The 17,108-nt window shown below is 51.2% G+C and carries 17 protein-coding genes and 3 tRNA genes; 14 read left to right on the top strand and 6 right to left on the bottom strand.

What is annotated here, in order from left to right; genetic code table 11:
* Positions 1–30: 30 nt before the first annotated feature.
* The 6 genes from FDW88_RS08945 to glmS are packed head-to-tail and all read right to left on the bottom strand — an operon-like array spanning position 31 to position 6,261.
* On the bottom strand, positions 31–348 hold the full coding sequence (locus tag FDW88_RS08945) for a DUF4387 domain-containing protein (RefSeq protein WP_115259037.1): 318 nt from the start codon (positions 346–348) through the stop codon (positions 31–33).
* On the bottom strand, positions 345–1,715 hold the full coding sequence (locus FDW88_RS08940; protein ID WP_096757828.1) for an acyclic terpene utilization AtuA family protein: 1,371 nt from the start codon (positions 1,713–1,715) through the stop codon (positions 345–347). Before FDW88_RS08940 ends, FDW88_RS08945 begins: the two co-directional genes overlap by 4 nt.
* 3 nt (positions 1,716–1,718) lie before the next feature.
* Positions 1,719–2,960 carry a methylaspartate ammonia-lyase gene (locus FDW88_RS08935; RefSeq protein WP_117342261.1) on the bottom strand — a complete coding sequence of 414 codons (1,242 nt, stop codon included), beginning with the start codon at positions 2,958–2,960 and terminating at the stop codon, positions 1,719–1,721.
* Entirely contained in the window at positions 2,960–4,405 is a 1,446-nt protein-coding gene (locus FDW88_RS08930) for a methylaspartate mutase subunit E (protein WP_137362409.1), read from the bottom strand. Before FDW88_RS08930 ends, FDW88_RS08935 begins: the two co-directional genes overlap by 1 nt.
* Positions 4,406–4,423: 18 nt before the next feature.
* Entirely contained in the window at positions 4,424–5,812 is a 1,389-nt protein-coding gene (gene glmL / locus FDW88_RS08925) for a methylaspartate mutase accessory protein GlmL (protein WP_115259035.1), read from the bottom strand.
* Positions 5,812–6,261 carry a methylaspartate mutase subunit S gene (gene glmS / locus FDW88_RS08920; protein ID WP_096757824.1) on the bottom strand — a complete coding sequence of 150 codons (450 nt, stop codon included), beginning with the start codon at positions 6,259–6,261 and terminating at the stop codon, positions 5,812–5,814. Before glmS ends, glmL begins: the two co-directional genes overlap by 1 nt.
* 1,226 nt (positions 6,262–7,487) lie before the next feature.
* On the opposite strand from glmS, the gene cydA reads away from it, so the two are divergent.
* The 14 genes from cydA (at position 7,488) to FDW88_RS08850 (ending at position 17,032) form a co-directional block, all read left to right on the top strand.
* Positions 7,488–9,056, top strand: coding sequence for a cytochrome ubiquinol oxidase subunit I (gene cydA, locus FDW88_RS08915; protein WP_096757823.1), 1,569 nt, complete (start codon positions 7,488–7,490; stop codon positions 9,054–9,056).
* A 15-nt stretch (positions 9,057–9,071) separates the two neighbouring features.
* Entirely contained in the window at positions 9,072–10,211 is a 1,140-nt protein-coding gene (gene cydB, locus FDW88_RS08910; RefSeq protein WP_115259034.1) for a cytochrome d ubiquinol oxidase subunit II, read from the top strand.
* 14 nt (positions 10,212–10,225) lie between these two features.
* Positions 10,226–10,339 carry a cytochrome bd-I oxidase subunit CydX gene (cydX, locus tag FDW88_RS08905; RefSeq protein WP_096757821.1) on the top strand — a complete coding sequence of 38 codons (114 nt, stop codon included), beginning with the start codon at positions 10,226–10,228 and terminating at the stop codon, positions 10,337–10,339.
* Positions 10,339–10,632 (top strand): cyd operon protein YbgE, encoded by a 294-nt coding sequence (ybgE, locus tag FDW88_RS08900; protein ID WP_096757820.1) that lies wholly within the window; start codon positions 10,339–10,341, stop codon positions 10,630–10,632. Before cydX ends, ybgE begins: the two co-directional genes overlap by 1 nt.
* A 275-nt stretch (positions 10,633–10,907) precedes the next feature.
* Positions 10,908–11,312: a tol-pal system-associated acyl-CoA thioesterase gene (gene ybgC / locus FDW88_RS08895; RefSeq protein WP_045441116.1), complete on the top strand. Its 405-nt coding sequence runs from the start codon at positions 10,908–10,910 to the stop codon at positions 11,310–11,312.
* A complete protein-coding gene (gene tolQ / locus FDW88_RS08890) occupies positions 11,309–12,001 on the top strand; it encodes a Tol-Pal system protein TolQ (RefSeq protein ID WP_096757819.1) in 693 nt (230 codons plus the stop codon). Before ybgC ends, tolQ begins: the two co-directional genes overlap by 4 nt.
* A gap of 3 nt (positions 12,002–12,004) precedes the next feature.
* On the top strand, positions 12,005–12,433 hold the full coding sequence (gene tolR, locus FDW88_RS08885; protein WP_005125437.1) for a colicin uptake protein TolR: 429 nt from the start codon (positions 12,005–12,007) through the stop codon (positions 12,431–12,433).
* 64 nt (positions 12,434–12,497) lie between these two features.
* Entirely contained in the window at positions 12,498–13,766 is a 1,269-nt protein-coding gene (gene tolA / locus FDW88_RS08880) for a cell envelope integrity protein TolA (RefSeq protein WP_137362408.1), read from the top strand.
* Between the two features lie 130 nt (positions 13,767–13,896).
* Positions 13,897–15,189, top strand: coding sequence for a Tol-Pal system beta propeller repeat protein TolB (gene tolB, locus FDW88_RS08875; RefSeq protein ID WP_096757817.1), 1,293 nt, complete (start codon positions 13,897–13,899; stop codon positions 15,187–15,189).
* Between the two features lie 34 nt (positions 15,190–15,223).
* Positions 15,224–15,742 (top strand): peptidoglycan-associated lipoprotein Pal, encoded by a 519-nt coding sequence (pal, locus tag FDW88_RS08870; protein ID WP_006685431.1) that lies wholly within the window; start codon positions 15,224–15,226, stop codon positions 15,740–15,742.
* A 9-nt stretch (positions 15,743–15,751) separates the two neighbouring features.
* Positions 15,752–16,540, top strand: a complete 789-nt coding sequence (gene cpoB / locus FDW88_RS08865) for a cell division protein CpoB (protein WP_096757816.1) — start codon at positions 15,752–15,754, stop codon at positions 16,538–16,540.
* A gap of 165 nt (positions 16,541–16,705) precedes the next feature.
* A tRNA-Lys gene (locus tag FDW88_RS08860) sits at positions 16,706–16,781 on the top strand.
* A gap of 50 nt (positions 16,782–16,831) precedes the next feature.
* Positions 16,832–16,907, top strand: a tRNA-Lys gene (locus FDW88_RS08855).
* 49 nt (positions 16,908–16,956) lie between these two features.
* A tRNA-Lys gene (locus tag FDW88_RS08850) sits at positions 16,957–17,032 on the top strand.
* Positions 17,033–17,108: the final 76 nt, after the last annotated feature.

Here is a 17,108-nt window from a genome sequence, read left to right as displayed (position 1 = left end):
GTGCTCCAATGGTTGTTATTTTGTTTTTTATTACAAATCGAACTCAATACTTAATAATGGAGCATGTTGCTGCGCGCCATAAACATCATTGTCACCGACGTTGCCGGAAATAATATCGCGAGGCATGACGATCTTTACCGCATTTGCCGGGTCAAACCAGACAATGTTATGAATAAAGTCAGGCTCGACATTATATAATCCAGCAATCAGTTGCGGTGTTAATTGCTCGGACGCTTTCACTCGTTGATAGTCTTCCTTGGTTTTAAATAAAATATCTAAAACCAGTTCGTACGGTCCGGCATTTTTGGAACGGATGACCTGCGCCAGTGAACAAATTGAGTGTTTCATGCCTGAACTCCTTCTGGCGTGACCTGTTCAATGTGGAAATCAAAACGCAGTGCATCGCTTGCTTCAATCAGGTGATAGATTGAGAACTCATACACCGGACCACTCTGAATATCAGATGGCGAGAACGGGAAAGCGAGGTTGCCCGCAGTCGCAATGCGATTTTCATAGCCGTAGTGCAGCAGGGTAGAGCGCACCAGCGAGCAGACGCTGTTGGCGATATCCTGCGTCGGTGCGACCACGTCCAGTAAAATCCCCAGTTCGTGACCGGCGGTTTTAATCGGCTCATGATTGCCCATCACACCGTTCTTCCCGTACAGGTGGAACGTCATGCGGATACTGTCATCATTCAGTGAAAGGTTACGTGCTACGCTTGCCTGTACCTCTTCAAGAATGGTGTCAATTCCGGCAATCATAATCGGGTCGCGTGTCCCGGCGATGGTCAGGCAGCGGAAGCCAACCTGACGTGCACCTTCCAGTTTCAGCGCATACGGCGTCTCTTCATGACGTGAGCCGCTGACATACACTTCGCCGTCGTTTACCTGCGTGAAGGTACACGCCTTCAGGTTCAGCACGCCGCCCGGTCCCGGCAGGAAGTACGGATCGGACTTCTCATACAGAGTGTGCGCTGCGGCGGAAGTTTCAGTGAACTTACGCTTTGGATTGAACGCTTTCAGCGTAAAGCCGTTGTCGTCAATGATCCCCATCGCACAATCTGAGCCGGAGCCCGGGGTGGCGGCAATAGCAGCACACTCAAGGATCTTACCGCAGTGAAGCGCCAGACCTTCATCAAAGCCCTGCATAATCGGCAGTGCGGCGAAGCAGGCCGGATCGTAGGCTCGTCCGCCCAGTACCACCTGCGCACCGGCTTCCAGCGCACGCTGGAAAGGCTCGACGCCCATCTGTGCGACGATGTAGGTGCTCTCTTCAATCGCCTCGTGAGTCAGTTCAGGGACAAAATCCAGGGCGGTGATTTTGCCGTTATCCAGCGCCTGATGAACGACCTCTTTGTCGACATCAGACGGGATCAGCGCCATAGAGAAGGACAGTTTTTCTTCCTGCGCAATCTCATGGATAATCTGGCGACACCACTCCAGATGCGGAGCAGCACCTGAACCACCGGCTGTGCCGATGACCACCGGGATGTTGTTCTTAACGCCTGCTACGATCATATAGCGCAGATCGCGTTTTACGCCGGCCCTGTCGGTAAACGGTTTACCTGCCCCGAGGTAGTGGGGGCCAGGATCGGAGGAACCCGCGTCAACAGCAATAAGATCCGGTGACTCTTCCATGGCTTTACGAAAACTTTCTTCCGGGAAGCCATAACCCAGGATAGCCGTAGGCGATAAGATCTTAAATGTGCGTGCCATCTCTTAATCCTTAGTCTGCAACAGCGCGATGGTGCGGTTCATTTCGTTAAACACGATGTTGAGACCTTCATCGAAACCCATACCCGGTTTGATCAGCATGCGCATTGGACGCGCGGCCAGCGCGACGTGTACGCAGGTACGTGCACTGATCTCGGTTTCGTTACAGGTGCCGCCCTGATAGGCTTCCATTCCGTGTTTGTTGCAATACAGCACTGCATCAACGATGTTGTGAACACCACCCAGATCCGGGGTCTTGATTTGCACCATGTGGCAACTGCCCGCATCGGTGAAGTCGACGATATCCTGATAGGTGTTACACCATTCATCGGCCACGATTTTCACGCCGGAGCCCAGACGAGCCAGCTCGTTGGTGATCTCAGTCAGCATGCGGATCTGATCCGGTTTGTTACCGGCATCAACCGGACCTTCGATGTACAGCGGCAGGCCCTGTGCTTCAACTTCCAGGCTGGCGATGTATTCGGCGCAACGAACCGGATCCATATCGAAAATCAGACCGATGGTGCCGTACACATCAATGTGCAGCGTAGGCTGATACGCTTCGTTGGTGCGCAGGGTTAAGATGCGGTTGGATAACCAGCGCACATACTCACGCAGTTTTTCACCTTTAAAGCCCAGCTTCTGCTCGACGTTGTTGATCAACGCGTGCGGCAGAACGTCCACACCTTTGAGGATCATTTTGTCTACGGCGATATAACGGTCATCGCCGCTCTGGCCGAATAAAGGAATCGCTTCCGGAACGCATGGCAGCTGCCATTCGTCACAAACGACTTCTGCTTTCAGACGACCGGTCGCCAGCGCAGCGGCATCCAGCAGCGCCTGAGACAGGCCGTAGCGAACGGCGGTATGCAGCAGACGACCGTCAATGCTCAGTTCGTCGAAGAAACGGGCGTTTGGCAGGAACGCATCGACATCGCGGCCTTCCAGCAGCGGTTTGATGTGATCGTTGAGGAACGGAATGAAGTTCTCTGCCAGGAACAGCGGGTCACGACCGCCCGCACCGGAATACTGTACGGCCGCACAATCACCGACCGCTACCGCGCCGTTTTCCAGAATCAGCTGAACCGAAACGCATTCACCCGCCTGGCGAACAGAAGTAAATCCAGGCGTTACCGGCGTGCCGGTATAGATGAACCCATCGTGACCTGCGCCGTCTTTAATGGCCTGCTGGTCGTCAAAATAAAATGAGGAGTAGCCAGCTGTGAAAAGGGCCTGTTTAATTTTCATTATGGTCTTCCTATTAATTTACTGTGGGATACGGCGTTGATGTCATCAATGACCATCTGGAAAGAAGGCTTGCGGCCTTCAAAGTGGGCGCGCTCTGCGACGTAGTCGTGGTGCAGGGCGAGAATATCTTTCGGCAACGGTACGGAGCCGGCTTCAAGAATACGGATTGCGCCTGAGTTATCGCGAACCGGCAGGATTTTGCCAGCATTACAGGCTGCAGGTGCGAAAGGCACGTCCAGTACGCCTGCTTCAAAGGCCAGCACGGTACCGCGTGCAATGTCGCCATTACCCAGTTCGAAGACTTTCTTCAGCACTGCGTGGACTTCGCTCTTAATCAGTTCTACTTCCTGCTCCACGGCTGCGCACTGCGGGAATTTCTGGTCGCTAACCATGTTCAGCATCTGACGTGACGCTTTGAGGCCTTGGGCGTTTGCTGCCGCAGTCGGGATACCAAATGCTTCATGCGGGCTCTTGGTGATCACTTTTGTTGCGCCAGACATGCCAGCCACTGCCGCACCCCAGGCGATGACGGAGAAAGCTTTCGCTTCGTCTTCCGGGAATCCGCCCATCCACTGGTGGAATACGGTGCTCAGCTCATAGTCGTCGAAGCCGTAGTTATGGAAGTATTCGTGTGACAGTTCACGCAGCGCTTGAATCGCAGCAATGTCCTGCGTCAGGCTACCGACCTGGCCGTAGCCCACCGTAATGGACTTCACGCCTTGCTCCAGCGCCAGCAGACCTTCGATGATCGCGACGGAGTGAGACATGAATGGCGGAATCAGGGTGCCGGTCAGCGGACCAAAGGGTTCACGGTTAATGCGAATCCCGTTTTCTTCGTACAGTCCCATCAGACGGTCGCAGTACTGCCAGTCACGGATGGATTTTTCCAGGGTGACGCGCTTGGCGTAAGGGATGTTGTAAGAGATACCGCCACCTTCGTAGCTGGTAAAACCACTGGCCATGGCAATTTCTGCCAGCAAGCGCGCATCTGGCGTACCGTGGCGAACCTGGATAGGTTTCTCCAGGGATTCCGTCATCCGGCGGCAGGCAGCAACCCCGTGGTTGACGACCGGTAAACCATTCAGCTTGGACGTACCCGCTTCGATAGATTTCTGGATCCCGACGGCGGCTTCTTCATAACGGTTCAGACGGGTATAAGCATCGATGGTGCTGGGCAGCAGGTCGCACTCTTGCTGCAATGTTTTGAGCAGCGCAATGTGCTCATCCATTAATGCAACGCCTGCACGCGGCTGGCTCAGGGTTTTACCTTCCTGATCGGCCTTCAACAGCGCGAGGGAGAAGCGCTTCTGGTCTGGAATTGTTTGTTGGTACTTCACGCCATCTTCGAAGTTCTCAACGTCTTTGCCGGTTTTCCAGGTTTGTAACACCTGCAGCCTTTCGGTCATAAATTCGTCATGGGTCAGTTTTTTATTTCGAAGTTCCATTCGTAGCTGCCTTATGTTTTATAGGGTTAAACACTGAATGCTGGTGCGAGCAGCGGCTTGCGGGTACAGCCTGGCGACGTTTGCCAGTAGAGGGAGCAGGCCATGTGAATCGCGGTAATACTCAAACTGATTCGGTAACAGAATTCTTTTACCCTGGTCGTCCAACTCCCGATATTTGAGCCAGTTATGAATATCAAACTGGCTGGCGCGCGAGAGCCATCCCCCTGAACCGACAACTTTGCGTACGGTGGTGAGATCGCGACCCATCTGTAAATCCACGTTACCTACGCAGGTGCAAACCTGCTTTTTAGTGCCCGCGTGGCGCTCAGTGGCATAGCCCACGCACAAACCTGCCAGCAGGGTGTCGAAATATTTCTCTTCCTCGCTGAGTGGCAGGTAATCCGGCTGCCCAACCAGATGGCGCAGATAGCGGTAAAACGCCTCTTCGCGCTGTGGCTGTTGGGCAAAGATAACTTTCACCATTTCCTGCGTGCTTTCTCCGACGACAACGGCGGAAACTCGCATCCCCAGATCGCCTTCAACAGTACGTTTGACGAAGGGTTCTGGGACGCCGTGCAGTACGGTGTCAGGGGAGAGGGTATTCGCGCTGGCTGAATAGACATCCGTGGTGGCGCCGCCCATGTCGATCAGCATGAATTCCTTCCATGCGCTGTCGTAGTCGCTAATCGCTTTTACCAGTTCATACACCGTCCACGGCGTGGGCATCGGCTCTTCACCGGTTTCGCCGACAATAACGTCCAGTCCTTTGCCTTTGACGATGCGGGACAAAAACACATCGCAAATGGCCTGACGAGCAGCAAACGGATTAGGGTGGTCGAGATCGGGCAGGATGTTATCTACCGTAGTCAGATCTTTATGTCCCAGGAGAGTTTGCACATCGTCCTGAATGTCGCGGTTACCAGCGTAGATAATGGCGCAATCAAGCTTTGACTCGGCCAGCGCACGCGCATTAGCCAGACCGTAGCTTTCTTCACCGCCATCCGTGCCGCCGGTAAACAACAGGATGTCTGGTGGTGATGATTCCAGCTCCTGAATGTCATGGCGGTTAAGTTTGTACGAATAATATTGCGCGATTTTTGCGCCAGCCGAATGGGCGGTTACTTTGGCCGATTCCAGCGTAATGGAAGGCACCAGCCCCATTGCTGCAACTGCGAGTCCACCTTTGGCTGACGAGGAGTATTTCAACTGCACTTCACCGCTTTTCAGTAACGGGCGAGCATCGGCAACATTTAGCACCTGATTCAGGCTGGCAAAAAAACCGTCTGCCAGATGATGTGTGGTGGTTGGGGTCAGGACATGGTTTACCAGCGTTAATTCTTCACCTTCATGTGCGAAGAGGGCTGCCTTGGTCCATGTCGAGCCGATATCGACAGAAACTGTTTGCATCAGATAGCCTCTTCCAGGCAACGCTGCTCGAGGCCATTGTGTTGGTGAATGTCATTGGTGATAAGCGCACAAACATCTTCCAGGTCGTGGCTTGGTGCAAAGACGCGGTTAAAGCCCATTTCTTTAAACTTCACTTCGACGTCTGCAAAGTCATGTTTACCCACAACCAGGTTGCCGCCGACATAGAGCAGAATATCGCCGAGGCCACGTTCGATGCAGCGCTCACGCAAGCCGAGGCAGTCGATATCACCGTGGCCATAGATAGATGACACCACGATGGCATCCGCGCCTGTTTCAATCGCGGCATCAATATATTCATCCTGACTCACCATCACCCCGAGGTTGATTACGTGAAAATCGTGGGAGGTAAAAACGCGATCCAGAACTTTATTGCCTACTGCATGGCAGTCAGCACCGATAACGCCAATAACAAGTGTAGATTTCTTCATGGGGAATCCTCTGTAGGGCTGATGGTCAATAAGTAAAAATTATTTTTTAATATTTAGAACATGGATTGTGACAACCTCTTAATAGAGTCGGAGTTTCTGTGGAAGCTGAAAAGGAAGCAATTGATCTATTTTCAAAATATCCTGATTAAAATGATTGTTATAATTGCATTTTAGTAAATCTGTGATAATTCAATTAGTTGCGTGGTTGTTTTTGTCGCATTGTCATTTTGTTAGTAATTTCACTAATAAATGACTTGCCATCTTTGTGATCAAAATCTTATTTTGTTATGCGAGGTTTTAATGTGCGATTTTTAATAATATAAAAAGGTAGGCTCACTAAATAACTTGTGAACGACATAACGTTTTTTTATTTATATATCTTATATGGCAGAAATATTTTTTGTTAAATTTAAGATAAAAATGATAATAGATTGTTCGGAACATATTTAATCTTTGTCGCATAAGCATAGAGAAGGAATGACCTATAACTTATAGTGATGTTTTGGGCGATGATGTTTGGGTTTCGGCGCGCGGCGGTGATCCCGCCTCAGTAGAGTCACTGAATGCAGCCGCATTTCACTTCTGATTGAGATAGTTACATTCCGGTGTTAATTATAAGTGAAAATAAAATGAATTATTTGTATAAAATAACAATGTTATGGCTTGCTAAAAAAAAACTGTGAGCTACCCAGCAAGAGTGACTCTTTATCTACCTCCTGACCGTTGCCATCTTGATGGCTTAAAAGATCGTGTGGATTTTAATTAATAACCTATCATTTATGGTAACTATGATTACTTATTGTAAAACAAGAAATTAACATGAAATTCACTAGTCATGTTATCGGTAAACATCATTAACATTAAATCTGTAAATTGATTTAAATCAATGTTTAAAACTTGGTAAACCTCATCAAATGAGGTTAAATTGCTGCAGATCAAATTGGTTTGAAAGTGGTAAATTAGCTATAAATTGATCACTATCGAAAAATGCAAATTTGTCTCGATAAAAACCTGTTTATTGTAAGGATTTTACGGCGTAATATAATTGCGGGATCAATTTGAGTGTTTTATTAACATGTTTGTAACTTTTCATCATTGTCCTTTCTTCAAATGAGAAGAAAGAGCGACGGTGGAAGGACGCAAATAAATTTGTATTGGGGCATGCGTGTGACCCTTTCTAACGGGGTTCACTCTCGGAGTCTTCATGCGATGAGCAAGGAGTCATGATGTTAGATATAGTCGAACTGTCGCGCTTACAGTTTGCCTTGACCGCGATGTACCACTTCCTTTTTGTGCCACTAACGCTGGGTATGGCGTTTTTGTTGGCCATCATGGAAACGGTCTACGTCCTTTCCGGCAAACAGATTTATAAAGATATGACCAAGTTCTGGGGCAAGTTGTTTGGTATCAACTTCGCTCTGGGTGTGGCTACCGGTCTGACCATGGAGTTCCAGTTCGGGACTAACTGGTCTTACTATTCCCACTATGTCGGGGATATTTTCGGTGCGCCGCTGGCGATCGAAGGTTTGATGGCCTTCTTCCTCGAATCCACCTTTGTAGGTCTGTTCTTCTTCGGCTGGGACCGTCTGAGTAAAGTCCAGCATATGTGCGTCACCTGGTTGGTGGCATTGGGTTCTAACCTGTCTGCGCTGTGGATCCTCGTGGCGAACGGCTGGATGCAAAACCCAATTGCAGCGGATTTCAACTTCGAAACCATGCGCATGGAGATGCTGAGCTTCTCTGAACTGGTGCTTAACCCGGTTGCACAGGTGAAATTTGTTCACACTGTAGCGTCTGGTTATGTCTGCGGCGCGATGTTCGTTCTGGGTATCAGCTCTTACTATATGCTGCGCGGTCGTGACTTCGCATTTGCTAAGCGTTCTTTTGCCATCGCTGCCAGCTTCGGTATGGCTGCCATTCTGTCTGTTATCGTTCTGGGTGATGAGTCCGGTTACGAAATGGGCGACGTGCAGAAAACCAAACTTGCCGCGATTGAAGCAGAGTGGGAAACCCAGCCTGCACCGGCATCCTTTACGCTGTTCGGTATTCCGGACCAGGATGCGCAGGAAAACCATTTTGCGATTCAAATCCCTTACGCGCTGGGCATCATTGCCACCCGCTCTGTTGATACGCCGGTCATTGGTCTGAAAGACCTGATGGTGCAGCACGAAGAGCGTATCCGTAACGGGATGAAAGCGTATCAGCTGCTGGAAGAACTGCGTGCGGGTTCCACCGATCAGGCCGTTCGTGACCAGTTCAACAGCATGAAGAAAGACCTGGGATATGGTCTGCTGCTGAAACGCTATACCGACAAAGTGACCGACGCGACCGAAGCACAAATTCAGCAGGCAACGAAAGATTCTATTCCTCGTGTCGCTCCGCTGTACTTTGCGTTCCGTATCATGGTGGCGTGCGGCATTCTGATGCTGGCTATCATCGCGGTTTCCTTCTGGACCGTCATTCGTAACCGTATCGGTGAGAAAAAATGGCTGCTGCGCACGGCGCTGTATGCGCTTCCGCTGCCATGGATTGCGATTGAGTCCGGTTGGTTTGTTGCAGAGTACGGGCGTCAGCCGTGGGCGATAGGTGAAGTGCTACCGACAGCCGTGGCGAACTCGTCACTGACTGCGGGCGACCTGATCTTCTCGATGCTGTTGATTTGCGGCCTGTATACCCTGTTCCTGGTGGCTGAACTGTACCTGATGTTCAAGTTCGCACGCCTTGGCCCGAGCAGCCTGAAAACCGGTCGTTATCACTACGAGCAGTCCACTGTGACTTCTCAGCCGGCACGCTAAGACAGGAGTCGTCAAATGATCGATTATGAAGTATTGCGTTTTATCTGGTGGCTGCTGGTTGGCATTCTGCTGATTGGTTTTGCAGTCACTGATGGTTTCGACATGGGGGTGGGCATGCTCACCCGTTTCCTCGGTCGTAATGATACCGAGCGTCGAATTATGATTAACTCCATCGCCCCACACTGGGATGGTAACCAGGTTTGGCTCATCACCGCGGGCGGCGCATTATTTGCGGCCTGGCCGATGGTGTATGCCGCTGCGTTCTCCGGCTTCTATGTGGCGATGATTCTGGTACTGGCGTCCTTGTTCTTCCGTCCGGTCGGTTTTGATTACCGTTCTAAGATTGAAGACATGCGCTGGCGCAACATGTGGGACTGGGGCATCTTCATTGGTAGCTTCGTACCGCCGCTGGTCATTGGTGTGGCGTTCGGTAACCTGCTGCAAGGGGTTCCGTTCCATATGGATGAGTACATGCGTTTGTACTACACCGGTAACTTCTTCCAGTTACTGAATCCGTTTGGTCTGCTGGCCGGTGTAGTAAGCGTGGGCATGATCATCACTCAGGGCGCGACCTATCTGCAGATGCGTACTGTAGGTGAACTGCACCTGCGTGCACGTGCTACTTCACAGGTTGCCGCGCTGGTTACTCTGGTGTGCTTCGCGCTGGCCGGTGTCTGGGTGATGTACGGTATTGACGGTTATGTTGTGACCTCTGCACTGGATCACCACGCTGCCTCTAACCCGATGACCAAAGAAGTCGCGCGAGTTGCGGGCGCATGGATGGTGAACTTTAACAATGCACCTATCCTGTGGCTGGTTCCGGCTCTGGGTGTAGCCCTGCCGCTGCTGACCATCCTGACGTCTCGTATGGAGAAAGGGGCCTGGGCGTTCGTCTTCTCTTCACTGACGTTGGCCTGCATCATCCTGACTGCGGGTATCGCAATGTTCCCATTTGTGATGCCATCCAGCACCATGATGAATGCCAGCCTGACCATGTGGGATGCTACCTCCAGCCAGAGAACATTGAACCTGATGACCTGGGTTGCGGCGGTGTTTGTACCGATCATTCTGCTCTACACCAGCTGGTGTTACTGGAAAATGTTCGGTCGTATCACCAAAGAAGATATTGAAAACAACACCCACTCTCTGTACTAAGTAAGGAGCTTAAAATGTGGTATTTCGCATGGATTTTGGGAACGCTTCTTGCCTGTGCATTTGGGATAATCACAGCGCTGGCGCTTGAGCATGTCGAAGCAGGCAAAGCAGGGCCAGAAGAAAGCTAATGACCAACGTTATCGCGATGTTATATAACGCGATGGATAAGCGCCCCTTGCGGGCGCTTTCTTTAGTCATGGCGTTAGTGTTGGCAGGATGTATTTTTTGGGATCCCTCACGCTTCGCAGCAAAAACCAGCGAGCTTGAAATCTGGCATGGCCTTCTGCTGATGTGGGCGGTCTGCGCTGGCATTATCCATGGCGTCGGGTTTCGTCCTCGCGCGGTGCACTGGCAGGGCATCTTCTGCCCGCTGATAGCCGACATCGTGCTGGTGGTTGGTCTGATTTTCTTCTTCTTTTGAATAAGAAACATCCTTAAATATTTATGGGCTTGCATAAGCCCATAATTTTTTACTCTCCGTTTACTTTCCCCCATTCCAAAGCATCATTCCCGCGCGTATAGTAGCACCGGTTAAAAGCTCTAACTTTTGTTGCATTACTGGGATGTAAAGTGAATACAACGCGATATACAAACGACATTCTTGAAGCATCGCGGCGGCAAGAACGCGAGTCACCTGGCGCTTACAAAAGTAAGTAACCGGTGTGAGTGGGCGAAGCCAACAAAGAGGCAGTAAGAATGAATAAGTATATTTTTCGATGGCCGGTTCGTGTCTATTATGAAGACACCGACGCCGGTGGGGTGGTTTACCACGCCAGTTACGTCGCTTTTTATGAACGAGCACGCACAGAGATGCTGCGTCATCATCACTTTAGTCAGCAAGTGCTGCTGGCCGAACGTGTAGCCTTTGTGGTGCGCAAGATGACCCTGGAATATTTTGCGCCAGCCAGGCTCGACGACATGCTCGAAGTCCAAACCGAAATTACGTCAATGCGTGGCACCTCATTGGTTTTCACGCAACGCATTGTCAACGCAGAGAACACCGTGCTGAATGAAGCCGAAGTTCTGATTGTTTGCGTTGATCCACTCAAGATGAAGCCTCGTGCGCTTCCCAAGTCTATTGTCGCGGAGTTTAAGCAGTGACTGACATGAATATCCTTGATTTGTTCCTGAAGGCAAGCCTTCTGGTTAAACTTATCATGTTGATTTTGATTGGTTTCTCAATCGCATCCTGGGCCATTATTATCCAGCGGACCCGTATACTGAATGCGGCTTCACGTGAAGCAGAAGCGTTTGAAGACAAGTTTTGGTCCGGCATCGAATTATCGCGCCTGTATCAGGAAAGTCAGGGGCGTCGTGATAACCTGACGGGTTCTGAACAAATTTTCTATAGCGGATTCAAAGAATTTGCGCGATTGCATCGGGCTAATAGCCATGCACCGGAAGCGGTGGTTGAGGGGGCATCCCGTGCGATGCGTATCTCCATGAACCGTGAGCTGGAAACACTGGAAACGCATATTCCGTTCCTCGGCACCGTCGGTTCCATCAGTCCGTATATCGGTCTGTTCGGTACCGTTTGGGGGATCATGCATGCGTTTATCGCCCTCGGTGCGGTAAAACAGGCAACCCTGCAAATGGTTGCTCCGGGTATCGCAGAAGCACTGATTGCCACCGCAATCGGTCTGTTTGCGGCAATCCCGGCGGTAATGGCGTACAACCGACTGAATCAGCGTGTGAATAAGCTGGAACTGAATTACGACAACTTCATGGAAGAGTTCACCGCGATTCTGCACCGCCAGGCGTTTACCGTTAGCGAGAGCAACAAGGGGTAAACCATGGCCAGAACGCGTGGACGAGGTCGTCGCGAACTTAAGTCCGAAATCAATATTGTACCGCTGCTCGATGTACTGCTGGTGCTGCTGCTGATCTTTATGGCAACGGCGCCGATCATTACCCAGAGCGTGGAAGTCGATCTGCCGGATGCGACCGAATCGCAGGCCGTCAGCAGTAACGACGAACCACCGGTCATTATTGAAGTTTCCGGTGTTGGGCAGTACAGCGTGGTGGTTGAGAAAGACAGAATGGATCAACTGCCGCCGGAGCAGGTTATCGCGGAAGCGAAAAGCCGCCTGCAGACCAATCCGAAAACGGTCTTCTTAATCGGTGGTGCGAAAGACGTGCCTTATGATGAAATAATTAAAGCGCTGAATCTGTTACACAGCGCAGGCGTGAAATCGGTTGGCTTGATGACGCAGCCAATCTGATGTCTGCGTATTCCTGGCTTGAAAGATAGCGCGTAACAGGCGAACAGTTTTTTGGGAACCCAGAGTGTCAAAGGCAACCGAACAAAACGACAAGCTCAAACGGGCGATAATTATTTCAGCGGTGCTGCATGTCATTTTATTTGCGGTACTGATCTGGAGTTCGTTCGATGAGCACATTGATGCTTCAGGCGGCGGTGGCGGTTCGTCTATTGACGCCGTCATGGTCGATCCTGGTGCCGTTGTTCAACAGTACGACAGGCAACAGCAGCAGCAGGCAAGTGCGAAACGCGCAGAAGAACAGCGTGAAAAGCAGGCGCAGCAGCAGGCCGAGGAACTTCGTGAGAAGCAGGCGGCCGAGCAGGAACGACTGAAGCAGCTAGAGAAAGAACGTTTAGCCGCGCAGGAAAAAGTGCGCGAACAGACGGAACAGCAAAAACAGGCTGAAGCTGCGGCCGCGAAAGCGCAGGAGCAACAGAAGCAGGCTGAAGAAGCGGCGGCGAAAGCTGCTGCAGACGCCAAAGCCAAGGCGGACGCTCAGGCGAAACAAGCTGCAGATTCTGCGAAGAAAGCCGCCGCTGACGCGGCGAAAAAAGCAGAGGCTGACGCCGCAGCAAAAGCCGCCGCTGATGCGAAGAAAGTTGCCGAGGCGCAAGCCGCCAAGGCTGCTGCAGATGCAGCGAAAAAAGCACAAGCAGAAGCCGCTAAGCAAGCTGCTGCCGAGAAGGCCGCAGCAGAGAAGGCGGCTGCAGCTGCAGAGAAAGCCGCAGCCGCGAAAGCTGCCGCCGCTGAAAAGGCCGCTGCTGATAAGAAAGCAGCAGCCGAAAAAGCGGCAGCAGACAAGAAAGCCGCCGCTGCAGAAAAGGCCGCCGCAGACAAGAAAGCTGCTGCTGATAAAGCTGCAGCTGCTAAAAAAGCCGCGGCGGAGAAAGCTGCCTCCGCCTCTGGCGTTGACGATCTGTTAGGTGATTTAAGCTCCGGTAAGAATGCACCGAAATCAGGTGGTGGCGCGAAAGGTAGTAACGCTGCTCCGGCGGGGAGTGGTAATACTAAAAATAATGGTGCATCAGGCGCTGAGATCAGTAACTACGCCGGGCAGATTAAAACGGCTATCGAGAGTAAGTTTTACGACGCATCATCCTATGCAGGTAAAACCTGTTCGTTGCGTATAAAACTGGCTCCTGACGGGATGTTACTGAGTATTCAGTCGGAAGGCGGCGATCCTGCGCTCTGTCAGGCTGCACTTGCGGCAGCTCGACAGGCTAAGATTCCTAAGCCACCGAGCCAGGCAGTATATGAAGTCTTTAAAAACGCACCGCTGGACTTTAAACCTTAAACCTGTTTTTCCGTATTTTCGGACGAAAACAGTCTAAGGTTGAGACAGAGTTCTGGTAGTTTTGTGTATTTGAGTTTGTTAACATTCTGCTAAATTATCGTGGGCTTTTGGTCCAGATAAGGGAGATATGATGAAGCAGGCATTACGAGTAGCATTTGGTTTTCTGATGCTGTGGGCAGCGGTGCTGCATGCAGAAGTACGTATCGAGATCACCCAAGGGGTGGACTCGGCGCGCCCGATTGGTGTTGTCCCGTTCCAGTGGGCAGGGCCGGGTGCTGCACCTGAAGATATCGGTGGTATCGTGGGCGCTGACCTGCGTAACAGCGGTAAATTCAACCCATTAGACCGGTCTCGTCTGCCTCAGCAGCCGGGCACTGCGGCTGAAGTTCAGCCTGCGGCATGGTCTGCGCTGGGTATTGATGCCGTAGTAGTCGGTAAGGTTACGCCGAATCCGGACGGTTCCTACAGCGTGGCTTATCAGCTGGTGGATACCGGTGGTGCACCGGGTACCGTATTGGCACAGAACACCTACAAAGTGAACAAACAGTGGCTGCGTTACGCGGGCCATACTGCCAGTGACGAAGTGTTTGAAAAACTGACCGGTATTAAGGGCGCATTCCGTACCCGTATCGCGTACGTTGTTCAGACTAACGGCGGCCAGTTCCCGTATGAATTACGCGTGTCTGACTACGATGGCTACAACCAGTTTGTGGTTCACCGTTCTCCGCAGCCGTTGATGTCTCCGGCATGGTCTCCGGACGGGTCTAAACTGGCCTACGTAACCTTTGAAAGCGGTCGTTCTGCACTGGTTATCCAGACGCTGTCTAACGGCGCTGTGCGTCAGGTTGCGTCGTTCCCGCGTCACAACGGTGCGCCAGCATTCTCTCCGGATGGCAGCAAACTGGCATTTGCCCTGTCTAAAACCGGTAGTCTGAATCTGTATGTGATGGACATTGGCTCTGGCCAAATCCGTCAGGTCACTGATGGTCGCAGCAACAACACGGAACCAACCTGGTTCCCGGACAGCCAAAACCTGGCCTTCACGTCTGACCAGGCCGGGCGTCCGCAGGTATACAAAGTTAATGTCAACGGCGGTGCTCCGCAGCGCATAACCTGGGAAGGTTCGCAAAACCAGGATGCGGATGTCAGCAGCGACGGTAAATTTATGGTAATGGTAAGCTCAAACAGTGGGCAGCAACACATTGCCAAACAAGATCTGGTAGCGGGTGGCGTACAAGTTCTGTCGTCAACGTTCCTGGATGAAACGCCAAGTCTGGCACCTAACGGCACTATGGTAATCTACAGCTCTTCTCAGGGGATGGGATCCGTGCTGAATTTGGTTTCTACAGATGGGCGTTTCAAGGCGCGTCTTCCGGCAACCGATGGTCAGGTTAAATTCCCTGCCTGGTCGCCGTATCTGTGATAATAAATAATTGATTAATAAAGGAATCATTGAAATGCAACTGAACAAAGTGCTGAAAGGGCTGATGATTGCTCTGCCTGTTATGGCTATTGCGGCATGTTCTTCTAACAAGAACGCCAGCAATGACGGCAGCGAAGGCATGCTGGGTGCCGGCACTGGTATGGATGCAAACGGCAGCGGCAACATGTCCTCCGAAGAGCAAGCGCGTCTGCAGATGCAACAGCTGCAGCAGAACAACATCGTTTACTTTGATCTGGACAAGTACGATATCCGTTCTGACTTCGCTGCAATGCTGGATGCGCACGCTAACTTCCTGCGTAGCAACCCGTCTTACAAAGTCACCGTAGAAGGTCATGCGGACGAACGTGGTACTCCTGAGTACAACATTTCCCTGGGTGAGCGTCGTGCGAACGCCGTTAAGATGTACCTGCAGGGTAAAGGCGTTTCTGCTGACCAGATCTCCATCGTTTCTTACGGTAAAGAAAAACCTGCAGTACTGGGTCATGACGAAGCGGCTTACTCCAAAAACCGTCGTGCCGTACTGGTTTACTAAGAGAATTGCATGAGCAGTAACTTCAGACATCACCTGTTGAGTCTGTCGTTACTGGTTGGCATAGCGGCCCCTTGGGCCGCTTTTGCACAGGCGCCAATCAGTAGTGTCGGCTCAGGCTCGGTCGAAGACCGTGTCACTCAACTCGAGCGTATTTCTAACGCTCACAGTCAGCTTTTAACCCAACTCCAGCAACAACTCTCCGATAACCAGTCCGATATTGATTCCCTGCGTGGTCAAATTCAGGAAAGTCAGTATCAACTGAATCAGGTTGTTGAGCGCCAGAAGCAGATTTTGACGCAGATGGACAGTCTTAGCAGCGGTGGTACGCCAGCGGCGCAACCAGCAGCGGGCGACCAGAGCGGGGCTGCGGCCCCTGCGTCGGGTGCAGGCGCAGCAGCGACGTCAGGCGTTCCAGCAAGCTCTGGCGATGCGAATACCGATTACAATGCGGCAATTGCGCTGGTGCAGGATAAATCCCGCCAGGATGACGCGATTGAAGCATTTCAGAACTTCATCAAAAATTACCCTGATTCCACCTACCTGCCGAACGCGAATTACTGGCTGGGACAGTTGAATTACAACAAGGGTAAAAAAGATGATGCGGCGTTCTATTTTGCATCGGTAGTTAAAAACTTCCCGAAATCACCGAAGGCTGCAGACGCGATGTACAAAGTTGGCGTCATCATGCAGGACAAAGGTGATAAAGAAAAAGCCAAAGCGGTTTATCAACAGGTTATCACTAAATACCCTGGTACTGATGGCGCGAAACAAGCGCAAAAACGCCTCGGCGCGATGTAATGCGCACCATGCGACCAGAAATCGTGTTATTTCTGGTCGCGTCGTGTGATTCCTAAGCAGTTGAGTTATTTACATCGAAATTTTTGTTGCGCTAAAATCTGAAATCAGTAATATATGCCGCCGTTGCCAAGGGATATCAAACAGCCCGAAAGCGGCAAAAAAAGTGGGGCGTTAGCTCAGTTGGTAGAGCAGTTGACTTTTAATCAATTGGTCGCAGGTTCGAATCCTGCACGCCCCACCACTAACTTAGCAGTAAGCAGTATCCAGCGTAGTATCAGCGGCAAAAAAAGTGGGGCGTTAGCTCAGTTGGTAGAGCAGTTGACTTTTAATCAATTGGTCGCAGGTTCGAATCCTGCACGCCCCACCAATTATTTTTGGTGGTTCCGAGTAAAAAATATTTCAGGCAACACCCGTATGGGGCGTTAGCTCAGTTGGTAGAGCAGTTGACTTTTAATCAATTGGTCGCAGGTTCGAATCCTGCACGCCCCACCAATATCGCGGTGGGTTCCTGAAAAGAGTAAAGCAGTAAACCCCATATGGGGGCGTTAGCTCAGTTGGTAGAGCAGTT

Source organism: Citrobacter sp. wls829, assembly GCF_005280825.1.
GTDB classification, from domain to species: Bacteria; Pseudomonadota; Gammaproteobacteria; order Enterobacterales; family Enterobacteriaceae; genus Citrobacter; species Citrobacter gillenii.
Note: the sequence above shows the minus strand (reverse complement) of the source record. Positions and strands in the feature narration are given on the sequence as shown.

Coding starts and splice junctions, on each gene's coding strand:
- FDW88_RS08945 (WP_115259037.1), bottom strand. CDS start 348: ATGAAACACTCAATTTGTTCACTGGCGCAGGTCATCCGTTCCAAAAAT.
- FDW88_RS08940 (WP_096757828.1), bottom strand. CDS start 1,715: ATGGCACGCACATTTAAGATCTTATCGCCTACGGCTATCCTGGGTTAT.
- FDW88_RS08935 (WP_117342261.1), bottom strand. CDS start 2,960: ATGAAAATTAAACAGGCCCTTTTCACAGCTGGCTACTCCTCATTTTAT.
- FDW88_RS08930 (WP_137362409.1), bottom strand. CDS start 4,405: ATGGAACTTCGAAATAAAAAACTGACCCATGACGAATTTATGACCGAA.
- glmL (WP_115259035.1), bottom strand. CDS start 5,812: ATGCAAACAGTTTCTGTCGATATCGGCTCGACATGGACCAAGGCAGCC.
- glmS (WP_096757824.1), bottom strand. CDS start 6,261: ATGAAGAAATCTACACTTGTTATTGGCGTTATCGGTGCTGACTGCCAT.
- cydA (WP_096757823.1), top strand. CDS start 7,488: ATGTTAGATATAGTCGAACTGTCGCGCTTACAGTTTGCCTTGACCGCG.
- cydB (WP_115259034.1), top strand. CDS start 9,072: ATGATCGATTATGAAGTATTGCGTTTTATCTGGTGGCTGCTGGTTGGC.
- cydX (WP_096757821.1), top strand. CDS start 10,226: ATGTGGTATTTCGCATGGATTTTGGGAACGCTTCTTGCCTGTGCATTT.
- ybgE (WP_096757820.1), top strand. CDS start 10,339: ATGACCAACGTTATCGCGATGTTATATAACGCGATGGATAAGCGCCCC.
- ybgC (WP_045441116.1), top strand. CDS start 10,908: ATGAATAAGTATATTTTTCGATGGCCGGTTCGTGTCTATTATGAAGAC.
- tolR (WP_005125437.1), top strand. CDS start 12,005: ATGGCCAGAACGCGTGGACGAGGTCGTCGCGAACTTAAGTCCGAAATC.
- tolB (WP_096757817.1), top strand. CDS start 13,897: ATGAAGCAGGCATTACGAGTAGCATTTGGTTTTCTGATGCTGTGGGCA.
- pal (WP_006685431.1), top strand. CDS start 15,224: ATGCAACTGAACAAAGTGCTGAAAGGGCTGATGATTGCTCTGCCTGTT.
- cpoB (WP_096757816.1), top strand. CDS start 15,752: ATGAGCAGTAACTTCAGACATCACCTGTTGAGTCTGTCGTTACTGGTT.